The sequence below is a fragment of the Hyphomonas sp. genome, assembly GCF_037969335.1.
Taxonomy (GTDB): Bacteria; Pseudomonadota; Alphaproteobacteria; order Caulobacterales; family Hyphomonadaceae; genus Hyphomonas.
In genome coordinates this window covers 1-4,062 of sequence record NZ_JBBKXE010000136.1, presented here as the reverse complement: position 1 = coordinate 4,062, position 4,062 = coordinate 1, and the positions used below count along the sequence as shown (strand labels likewise).

3 protein-coding genes are annotated in these 4,062 nt (G+C 65.1%); 1 reads left to right on the top strand and 2 read right to left on the bottom strand.

The window, feature by feature from the left end:
• Both AADA04_RS10265 and AADA04_RS10260 read right to left on the bottom strand, forming a co-directional pair.
• A partial coding sequence (locus AADA04_RS10265) for a protein-disulfide reductase DsbD domain-containing protein (protein WP_340693172.1) occupies window positions 1-889 on the bottom strand: 889 nt, incomplete at its 3' end.
• Window positions 890-1,044: 155 nt separating this feature from the next.
• Window positions 1,045-1,851 carry a SapC family protein gene (locus tag AADA04_RS10260; RefSeq protein ID WP_340693171.1) on the bottom strand — a complete coding sequence of 269 codons (807 nt, stop codon included), beginning with the start codon at window positions 1,849-1,851 and terminating at the stop codon, window positions 1,045-1,047.
• 104 nt (window positions 1,852-1,955) lie between these two features.
• Between AADA04_RS10260 and AADA04_RS10255 the strand changes: the two genes are divergently transcribed.
• Entirely contained in the window at window positions 1,956-3,842 is a 1,887-nt protein-coding gene (locus AADA04_RS10255; protein WP_340693170.1) for a DUF885 domain-containing protein, read from the top strand.
• Window positions 3,843-4,062 lie beyond the last annotated feature (220 nt).

Sequence of the window (4,062 nt, the reverse complement as noted above, 5' to 3'; positions counted from 1 at the left end):
TGCCCCCTGCCCCGGACGTGCCGGAACGCGTCGCGGCGAGGCCGGACGTTTTGTCGAAGACGGCGCCTTGTTCGGCGGACAGTTCGTAGCCTGTCCGCGTGCCGTCTGCCTGCTCCACGACGAGGACGCCTTCGAGCGGGCCGTCCGGCGCATCCGGGCTGGCGGGCGTGAGGGTGAGCGTGGCGCCGTCAGCGCCGAAGCTGGCGGGCTGGCCTGCCGGGTGGCTGATTTCGTGGGCGAAGGGGAAGAAGCGGAGGGCCGCGTCACGGGTGAGGCCGGGCGCGCCGCGCAGGCTGAGCTTCCAGGGCGCGGCGGACGTGTCGAGACGGGCCTCGCCGGCAAATCCGGTTGGCGCCTTGGCGATCCAATCGGCAATCATCGTGCCATGGGCCGGATCGGGAATGGCCTCGCCGACATCCAGCACAAGCGAGACGTCAGCATATTCCGGCACGCAGATATCTTCGCAGATGAGATAATCAGCGACAACGTCGAGCCGGACCGTGCCGCTGGCCGCTGCGGGGATCATCAGCGAGAAAGGCAGGATGACCTGGTCGCTGTAACCGTAATCCATGATTTCGCCGTCAACGACAGGCAGGAGAGACGGAATGGGCCAGATAAAATCGCCGATGGCGCCAGCAGGAATGTTGCTCGTATCGCGGTGGACGAGCTGTGGCGGCAGGCCCGCATCGCCGGCATTGCGCCAGTAGACGTGCCAGTCGGGGTCGAGATCCATCTTCAGCGCGGCCTGGATGGTTTCGCCGGGCATGACGCTGGTGCGTTCTGCGATCAGTTCGACGCGGGCATGGCCGCCATCAACCGGGGCGGCGAGCGCGGGCGCGGCGGCGCCGAGGAAGATCGCCGCGAGCAGGCTGAAGAGAATTCGGGTCATTGCGAAGCTTTCATCGGGTCAGCGTCCCATATGCCTGCAATCGGCTGCGGAATGAAGGCCCTCGCTTATTCGTGAACGGTGCGCGAGCGGCTGCCCGCATTATGCAAAAAGGCGGCCCGCAAGGAGCCGCCTTTGAATTCACATATCCGGATGGATCAGACGGCTGCCGGTGCTTCCGCTGCCTGCACGCGCATGGCCCGCTGGATGATTTTCGGCCAGTTGAGCAGCGAGACGAGGTGGGCATAGCAGGCCCCCACGGCGCCATTGTTGCGCAACTCAAGGTATTTGTCGTCCGGCAGCGCATTCAGGCGCTCTTCGGAAATGGCGTAATAGTCAGCGATCTTCTGCTGGTCACCGACCGGATTGCCTTGCGCGTCACGCGGCTGGAACGCGACGGTTTTCTGTTCCATCAGGTCGAGGTCGGTCAGCATTTTCACGAAATCTGCCGTGGCGCGGCGCTGACGCTCGAATTCCTTGCAAAATTCGACCGCATCATTGGTGAATTTCGTGGGCTGGCCATTCTCGAAGAACGGCACTTCCGGCTGGTTCGATACCATGGGCGCGGCGCGGTCGACACAGAGGACGAGGCGGTCAGATGCATCATCAGCGGCGAAGACGAACGGATAACGGCGCACGAAGGCCGGCACATAATGGTCATCCGGGACACGGCCCTGCGCGTCAACGAACAGGTTCTCGCCCTGACGGACACCCATGACGGCGACCGGCGTGCGCTCATTGCCGACGAAAATGATCGGATAGGACGCGGCCGCGAGACCGAATTCGGTGACCGTAACCGGCACGGCATGCGCCTGGCGCAGGAATCCGAACGGATCGGAAATCTGTTTGACACCGAGGCCACCGTGTTCTTCCGGCGACAAGGGCTGGGGCTGTTGGTAGAAGAGAACCTGGCCTGTCAGCGGCTGGACGCCACCGGCGGACGGTGTTGCAGGGGGGTTGTTCACGTGTCTGCTCCTGAATTGTTGGGCGGAGCGTTAGCGGAAATAGGGACTGGCCACAACACCCGAACCGGCTTGAACTACACTAAAAACAAGGTGAAAAAAACGTCATGTTCATCCAGAGGCTGATCCGCTCCCATCACGGCCTGCCAGCGCGGCTTGCGGCGTTGGCGATGGCCGTGTGCCTGACAAGCTGTTCGCCGCCCGTCGATGATGCCGGAACGCCGCGCCGGATTGCCCGCCAGGTCGACCAGTTAATGACCACGCTGGCGCAGACCGAACTGGCGCGCGACCCGGAAATGGCCACGCGGCTGGGCCTGACGGAAAAGGCCGTCGGATACGAGTTCAACCGCTACCTCACCGACCGGTCGCAGGCGACCTATGAGCGGGTGCGCGTGTCGCGGCTGGAAATGCTGCAGGCGCTGGCCGAGGCGCCCAAGCCAGCCGCCGGGAGCGCCCAGGCACGTCACCTGGAAACACTGATCAAGGCCTATGAGACGGCCGAAAGCCTGTTCGTTGCCGGGCATGGACAGACCGGGCTCGGCATTGCCTATCCCTATGTCGCCGACCAGATGCGCGGCGCCTATCTGGACGTGCCGGACCTGATGACCCGGTCGCACCCGGTGCGGACAGCGCAGGACGCGCGCAATTATGTCGCCCGGCTGGCGGCCTTTCCGGACGCGATCGACGATGAGCGTCGCCGCCTCAACGCGGATGCGGCAGCGGGCGTGATAGCGCCGGACTTCATCCTGCGCCGCATGGCCGTGCTGGCGACAGAGATGGGCGCCGGCCCGGCCGAGGAGCATGTGCTCGTGGTGACGCTGAACAGCCTGCTCGGCGGCCCCGAAGACCTCAGCGCGGAGGAACGCGACGCACTGGCGGCGAGCGCCCGGGAACTGGTCGAGACGGGCATCCTGCCAGCCTATGAACGCTTCGCCGACGACCTGATCCTGCTGGCCGCACGGGCACCGTCGGAGCCCGGCGTCTGGCAATTGCCAGAGGGCAACGCCTATTACGATGCGGCGCTGGCCGCCTATACGTATGACGGCGTCAGCGCGGTCGAACTGCACGCGCTGGGCCAGCGCGAAGTGATTGCGCTGACCGACCAGCTGGATGCGGCGCTGACTGAAGCGGGCTTTGTCGAGGGCAGCGTGGCCGAACGGCTGCAGGCGCTCGCCGCCCTTCCCGAACAGACTTATGCGGACGATGAGCTGGGCCGCGAAGCCCTGCTGGAGCGGATGCGCCAGCTGGAGCAGAAGGCCGAGGCCGCACTCGGAAACGAGATTCCCAGCCTGCCGAAAACGCGGGTGGCGATCCGCGCGGTACCGGATTTCCTTGAGGGCTCCTCGCCGTCAGCCTTCTATAGCGCCGCCCCGGCCAATGGGTCAGCGCCCGGCCTGTTCGAGATCAACCTGTCGGACATGAGTGACTGGCCGGACTTCACACTGGCGACGCTGGTTTATCATGAAACCCTGCCCGGCCATCACCTGGAGAGCGCGGTCGCCGCCGAGCGGGCGAACCTGCCGCTGGCCCGGCAGATGATCTGGAATGTCGCCTATGGCGAAGGCTGGGGCGCCTATGCCGAGACGCTGGCCGACGATATCGGCCTCTACACGGACGATCCGCTGGGCCGGATCGGCTACCTGCAATCGATGCTGTTCCGCGCCGCCCGGGTGGTGACCGATACCGGCATCCACCGGATGAAGTGGAGCCGCCAGCAGGCCGTGGACTATCTCACCAGCGTGACCGGCCAGCCGGAAGCTGCGATGGCGGCGGAAGTGGATCGCTATGCGGTCTGGCCGGGGCAGGCAGCCGCCTATTGGGTCGGGCGCCAGCGCATCCTGGACCTGCGCGAGCGGTCCGAGCGCGTGCTGGGGCCGAAATTCAACCGCGCGACGTTCCATGAAGTGATCCTGACAGGTGGCCCGCGCCCGCTCGACATTCTCGAGACCGATGTCGAACACTGGTATGGCGCGCAGGTCGACCGGGACAATTAAGGCCGGGAAATCCCGAAACAATCCGAAGTCTGCCCTATTCCCGCCATGTCGCCTGCGCCATTCTGTCAGCAAGGACGCTTAACGGAGGGACGACCATGAGACTTCGCGGATTGATACTGGCCAGTGTGGCCGCAACAGCCCTGTTGGCAGGATGCACAACGGAGGTTGGCGAGACGGACGGAACTGTCGTTGACGCCAAGCCGTCAACGCCTCCACCCCC

What these genes read in the sequence shown, in the direction of transcription:
- AADA04_RS10255 (WP_340693170.1), top strand. Translation starts at nt 1,956, where the DNA reads ATGTTCATCCAGAGGCTGATCCGCTCCCATCACGGCCTGCCAGCGCGG.